Here is a 5255-nt window from a genome sequence, read left to right on the forward strand (position 1 = left end):
TTTACATTGCTAATTGCTAATTTTGCAATTATTTTTATTCTCACCATCTCCACGCCCCACCCAAATAAACACTGGACTCTTTTTTAGATTTAAGCAGTTTTAAAAATGTCTGGCCGTCACCTTTGAGGAGTTTTCTTGATAGCTTAAGCTCAAGGCCCAGGTCTTTGCCAAAGCGGTTCTTAAGTTTAAATTCAACCTTATCCCTTTTAGATAACTTAGCATCAGCGCCGAATATAATGGCTCTGGTTTTTCCGTTTTCATATTCGATTTCGAAAAGTAATCCGGTGCCTCTTTTTATCTTCCATTTGCCGAATATAATCAGGATGCGTTTTACGGGTGACATGCCTATACCGGCTTGGTATTTTATATAATTTTTATCTAAAATTCCAAAACCGGTTCTAAAGTTAAATCCTGATTTTCCGTTCAAATTCAGGTTATAAGACAATCTGTTTTTTCTGGTGATATCCCAATGGCCCTTAAATGTTAGAGTCTTGTCCAGTCTTTTTTTACGAATCAGCCGGGTCTTTTCGTAGCGATAGACTATCCGCTGATTATTATCAATTTCCCAGATACCGGTAAAGATTAGAGTGTCGTGCCTGCCCTTACCCTTATTTACTCTAAAAGTAAGGCGGTTATATTTATCTGCCTGCCAAATGCCTTGAAGTTTTAGAACATCTGTTATGGAGAGATTTCTTTTAGACCGTGTGGTAATTGCAAAGAGCAGGGAATTTTCCTCAGCGGTTATTATCTCACCCTGCAAGGTAATCTCATCACCCGGCCTTTGCCTGCGCCAGTTATCAAGGGTTAATTTTAAATCATGGTTTTTGCTTAACGACCACTTACCTCTTAGTTTTACCTGGTGGGGTGCATTAAGATCAGGTGTAACACCCTGCATTGGCGCTTTTATGTGGTAAATCAGGGAATTGTTGGGCCCGATTTTAAATCTTCCATCTAAAACTCTGCGAAACCGCGTCAGGTCTAATTTTTTATTGGTTTCCTGTATAACTAACCGGTTATGCGGGTCAACCTCATATTTTACCTTTTCCACTAACTACCTCATTCAGCTGAATATCTGCGGCCGATATAGCTGTTAATTTCTTCGCTGGGAATCCTATAGCCGCCCCGCCGGCCTTCTTTGTAAGCAGTGATTTTCTTCTTTCTGATCAGAGAACGGAGGTATTCTTCGCTTATCCTCAGCATACCCGCGGCCTCCCTGGTCAGTAACAACTTCTTCTTCATCTTCTTCTACCCTCCTATTACCATTTAATCTGGTTTAATACAATGTGTAAGGCAAATTAAAAACACGAATATACACGAATTACACACTAATTTACACGAATGTTTAATATTCGTGTCTATTCGTGTGCAATTTGTGCCGATTCGTGTATAATTTATTATTTACCGCCATAATACTGCGCATAGTACCTGTATCCGCTTCGAATCGGGGAGATCTTATTAATAATTGCGCCGATCACCCTTACCCGGCTGTTTTTTAACAGCTGATCAATCCCGGGAATGGCTCTCTTGTTTGTTTTGCTGCTTTCTAAGATCACAACAGCGCCGTCCACTATTCGAGAAAGGACAACCGCGTCAGTAACTACGGTAACCGGCGGGCTGTCAAACAAAATAAAGTCAAACTTTCTTTTAGCATCCTCGATAAATTCTTTCATTTTATGGCTGGACAGTAATTCTGACGGGTCAGGCGGATTAGGGCCGCTGGAAACCAGGAAAAGATTCTTTATCTCGGTTTTTTGCGTTGATTGATTAAAATCAGCCTGTCCGGAAAGAAAATTGCTTATTCCAACGTCATTGCCGGCCTTAAAAATCGTATGTAACCGGGGTTTGCGCATATCCGCGTCCACTAAAAGCACTTTTCTCTGACTGCGGGCCACAACAATAGCCAGGTTGCAGAGAAGAGTGGTTTTTCCTTCCTTCGGGCCGGGGCTGGTGACAACAATACTTTTTAAAGGGTGTTCTTCGGTAGAAGAAAAAACTATGCTGGTGCGAATTGCCCGAAATGCTTCGGATACAGGGTCCTCGGGTTTAAGCTGGGTAAAAAGATCGCGTTTTAATTCAGTCATCTTTTTTATTCCCTCGATCCGGGGAATATTTCCTAAAAACGGCCAGTTGACTATCTTTTTTACATCATTGATGTCTTTTACGGTATCGTCTAAATATTCAAAGAAAAACGCCAGGCCTATCCCGCCGAAAAGCCCGACTATTACCGATAGAAGGATGTTTAAGCGCTTTTTGGGTTTTATAGGGATTATCGGAACCTCGGCAGGATCCTGGATAGAAATATTATTGGCTTTGAGCCCGGTAAGAACAAGGCCTGAAGTGAAAGTGGAAGTAGAGGAAAGCTCCATTTCCTGTTTAATCCGCTCAGACATTTGTTCCATTTCCTGCTTTAACCGGATCATCTTGGGATGCTTGTCTTTATAAACCTTGGAATATTCCGAAAGCCGCGCCTGGAGCTTCAAATACTCATTTTTAAGCAGGTTGATTATTTCAGTTTTGGTGATATAGGAAAGGTTCCGCTCAACATAAACTTCGGCAATCCGGTTGGCAATGTCCGCGGCGAGTACGGGATCTTTATTGTCCACATTCAGTAAAAGAAGCCGGGTATCACGCACCGGCTCTACTTTAATAGTTTTAAGAAATGCCTTTGCTTTATCCCTGGCATTAAGATAATCCCTGCTTTGGCTTAGTTTAAATTCTTTGAATATTTGTTTGGCAATAGTGCGGCTCTTGACCATTTCCTTCTGGCTCTGGAAATACTCTTTGTAGGCATAGTAATCAGGGTATTTTAAGGCAACCGATCCGCTGGTGGTCAGCACATTAGGGCTTTCCAAATCGATTAACAACGTAACAGTAGCGCGGTAAACCGGATCCATCAGGAAACTGCCGGCGGTTACCGTAAATACGGTGACGAAAAAGAAAGTAATTATCACGCCTTTACGGCTTTTGAGCACTTTTAAATAATCGCTGATATGCGCTTCTGCTTCACGATACTCCATACTGCTTCATTACTCCTCGCCCATAGCTCATTAAAAAAAACTCTCCGGCACAAACACGATGTCTCCGGGTTTAAGCGGGATATCTTTCTCTTTTATTCCCTTTTTGGTAATATCGGTAACTTTGATCAAGATGGTTCGCTCCTCGCCGTTTTCGGTGCGGATTATCCTTGTGCCGTTTACGCTGGCTACCTTGGTAAATCCTTCGGCCATGGCAATGGCCTCCAGCACCGTGGTTTCTCTCTCTGTATAGAGATCGTATTTACCCGGCTTTTGCACCGCCCCTAATACCGAAACCTGCTTCACGCGGTATTTATCAATAAATATCTGCACCTGGGGGTTAACCAGATAATCTTTTGCCAGGAGCTGTTCTATTTTATCCTTGAGTTCGCTGAGGGTAAGGTCAGCGGCCTTTATTTTGCCCAAAAGCGGAAAGCTTATTTCGCCGGTAGAGCTGATGCGCGTCCGGGTGTCAAGGTCCGGCTGTTCATAGACAGTAATCCGCAGGACATCTTCGGACTGGAGGCAATAGTCGGGTTCCTGCGCCCCTGCGGGGATAACCGCTATTAACGTAATAAGAAATAAAGTAACTATACTAAATCTCATCATAATATCTTCTGGGCCCAAAACCCAAATAAAAAACCACCAAGGTTATTGCCTTTTTATTATACCCCCAGTGGTTTTTTTGCTAACAAACAAACTAAAAACTGGTCGTTAACGTAAGACTTATGCGGTTATTTTCGTAATTATATATCGAAAAATTGGATTCTCTGGCCCTGTAATCGTATTTAAGATCAGCGGTAACCCATTCGGTAAACCTGTAACTAAACCCGGCTCCTCCTGACCAATAATCATCCTTTCTTTTGGCGGTTTTTCCGGCGACAGTAATCTCGGCAGGATAGTCACTGCGCTGATAAGAAAAACCCAGGGTGCCGAAAAACTTCTCTGTAAAGCCGTGCCTAAAACCGGCGCCGATAAAACTGCTTTCGTAATAGGGATTGTCCGGCATAACCGTCTCATTGGTTGTCCTTGTAAAGTCAAGACGCAGAGAATCCCGGGGAGTAAAATTTTCAATCAAACTACCGTTAAAAACCACACTGTTGAAACCGGTATCATTTTGATAATCCTGCTGACGGTAGCCGATCTTTCCCTCTACCGTGCATTTAGCCGTTGGCTGACCGCGCATCCCCACTAACAGGTCAAAATACTCCGAATCGCTTTTTCTTCCGGTATCATGCTCTATAATGCCGTAATCTCCTGAAAAAAGAAGCGCAGATTTTGGCCAGAGCTTCAGGGCCGTTTCAACTCCGACTTGATGCTCATCGGTGTCTAAATCCTCAAAGGTCAATGCCTGGCCGTGATACGCGCCGATAGGGTCATTGGTGCGATAATCTTCTAAGTGGTATTCATACCACAAGGACAGATCCAGTTTATTGAACTCAGAAGTAAGCATGACACTGGCTTGATCTTGTGTGCGGGGTATACGGTTGGTAACTTCACTGCCGGCCCGGTCGGAAAAATAATGGAACATATTGGACAGCTCAAGGCTTACCCCGTTAAAGTTAAGCCTTAAAGCGGTATTGGCAAGATGATTATAGTTATTCTCATTGTCGTATTCAGAGAAGAAGTTCAGTTCGGCAAGGTAGTCAAAGATAAAATTATGCTTTGTCAGAACCGGTTCGATTACAAAACCCGGCTTAATAGTGGTTATCCAGTCTTCTCTTTCATCACCGGGGGTAAGATAAATATTGTCGTCATATTGCCCGCGAATAGACAAAAAAGGCCGGAACCAGCCCTTTTTTTCCGGCGCATAGGGATGATAAAGGGGATGGAACCAATTTTCGTCTTCGGCAGTATAGGGATAGTAGAAAGGCTTAAACCATGTTTCCTGGGCATGAGCATAATTATTAGTAAACGCGGTTCCTGCTAATATAATGCTTACTGCTATCAAAAATATTTTTTTATACACCGACTATCCCTTAAACGATTTAAAAAGTAACTTTTAGAAGAATAAGTATACCCCAATGTAGTATATTTGTCAAGTGTTAGGTCAAGAAGTGTTATTTAAGAATTAAAAGTGGACTCTTTTAGAGCGATTTAAGTTTTAAAAGTGCACAGTTTTAGAGCGATTTAAGTTTTAAAAGTGGACAGTTTAAAGTTTAAAACTGCACACTCCCCAAGTCCTTAATTTTGTTCTTGTTAAGATAGGTGTCATCCTGAGGAGCGTAGCGACGAAGGATC

At 42.3% G+C, this 5255-nt stretch carries 5 protein-coding genes; all 5 read right to left on the reverse strand.

Annotation, left to right across the window (positions count from 1 at the left end; translation table 11 throughout):
• Nucleotides 1-40: 40 nt before the first annotated feature.
• The 5 genes from U9Q08_00375 to U9Q08_00395 all read right to left on the reverse strand — a co-directional run bounded on the left by U9Q08_00375 (nucleotide 41) and on the right by U9Q08_00395 (nucleotide 4983).
• Nucleotides 41-1048, reverse strand: a complete 1008-nt coding sequence (locus tag U9Q08_00375; protein ID MEA3328187.1) for a hypothetical protein — start codon at nucleotides 1046-1048, stop codon at nucleotides 41-43.
• Between the two features lie 8 nt (nucleotides 1049-1056).
• A complete protein-coding gene (locus U9Q08_00380) occupies nucleotides 1057-1239 on the reverse strand; it encodes a helix-turn-helix domain-containing protein (GenBank protein MEA3328188.1) in 183 nt (60 codons plus the stop codon).
• Nucleotides 1240-1394: 155 nt separating this feature from the next.
• Nucleotides 1395-3017, reverse strand: coding sequence for a polysaccharide biosynthesis tyrosine autokinase (locus U9Q08_00385; GenBank protein MEA3328189.1), 1623 nt, complete (start codon nucleotides 3015-3017; stop codon nucleotides 1395-1397).
• A gap of 30 nt (nucleotides 3018-3047) precedes the next feature.
• On the reverse strand, nucleotides 3048-3623 hold the full coding sequence (locus tag U9Q08_00390) for a polysaccharide biosynthesis/export family protein (protein MEA3328190.1): 576 nt from the start codon (nucleotides 3621-3623) through the stop codon (nucleotides 3048-3050).
• A gap of 91 nt (nucleotides 3624-3714) precedes the next feature.
• The gene (locus U9Q08_00395; GenBank protein ID MEA3328191.1) at nucleotides 3715-4983 is read right to left on the reverse strand and encodes an outer membrane beta-barrel protein; all 1269 of its coding nucleotides are present in this window, start codon (nucleotides 4981-4983) and stop codon (nucleotides 3715-3717) included.
• Between the last annotated feature and the right edge of the window lie 272 nt (nucleotides 4984-5255).

It is taken from the genome of Candidatus Omnitrophota bacterium (genome assembly GCA_034717435.1).
Classification (GTDB): Bacteria; Omnitrophota; JAUWXU01; order JAUWXU01; family JAUWXU01; genus JAYELI01.